The organism is Mesorhizobium sp. M7D.F.Ca.US.004.03.1.1 (assembly GCF_003998635.1).
In the GTDB taxonomy this organism is placed as follows: Bacteria; Pseudomonadota; Alphaproteobacteria; order Rhizobiales; family Rhizobiaceae; genus Mesorhizobium; species Mesorhizobium loti.
In genome coordinates, this window is sequence record NZ_RZQG01001582.1 from 1 (window position 1) to 710 (window position 710).

Here is a 710-nt window from a genome sequence, read left to right on the forward strand (position 1 = left end):
CTGTTTGAAGCACAAGAAGACCTGCTGGGACGCAAACTGGTCGAATTCCTTGTCTCACGGCCGGAAATCCGGGTATTCGGTCCACAAACCGGCAATCGGCAGGTGCGAATGCCAACAGTCGCATTCACCGTCAAGGGCTGGTCATCCCGGGAGTTTGCGGAGGCGCTTGCTGCGCGAAAGTTCGCGATCGCCTACGGCAGCTTCTACAGCCGACGTTGCCTGGCGGCCCTCGGCATGCACGACGGCGCCGCCCGGATTTCGCTCTTGCACTATAATTCGATGGAGGAGATCGAGGCTCTGATTGCAGCGATCAAGGAGGTGCTCTCCGGCCGGTAAGTTCGGCCGAAGCTGCGAAAAGGTCTTCCAGAAACGCGGCAAGCGCCGCGGACTGGCGGTCCGACTGGCGCCAGATTGCGTGGATCGGCCATTCCACCAGATAGTCGGCTGGGTTGATGCGGCGCAGATCTCCGCCTGTTTCCCATTGCTCGGCATAGTGGGTCGGCAGGTAGCCGATGTAGAGGCCGGTGGCGATGAGGTGCAGCGTACCCTCCAAGTGCATGGAGATCGCATCGGACGCCCAGCCGGTTTCAACCATTTCGTGCTTCTCGACCACGAAACCGCGACGCACGAAGTTTGCCGAGGACAGTCGGTCGGCTGCGATCGACGACAGCGCTTCCTCGAACAAGGGGTGTTTGCGCCCGCAATAGAGC

At 60.8% G+C, this 710-nt stretch carries 2 protein-coding genes; one reads left to right on the forward strand and one right to left on the reverse strand.

The window, feature by feature from the left end:
- The coding region (locus EN935_RS38860; protein WP_164771868.1) for an aminotransferase class V-fold PLP-dependent enzyme at positions 1 to 336 on the forward strand (336 nt) is incomplete at its 5' end.
- Here EN935_RS38860 and EN935_RS38865 read toward each other — a convergent pair.
- Positions 311 to 710 (reverse strand): LysR substrate-binding domain-containing protein (locus tag EN935_RS38865; protein ID WP_245489182.1); only part of this gene is annotated, 400 nt, incomplete at its 5' end. The genes EN935_RS38860 and EN935_RS38865 overlap by 26 nt on opposite strands.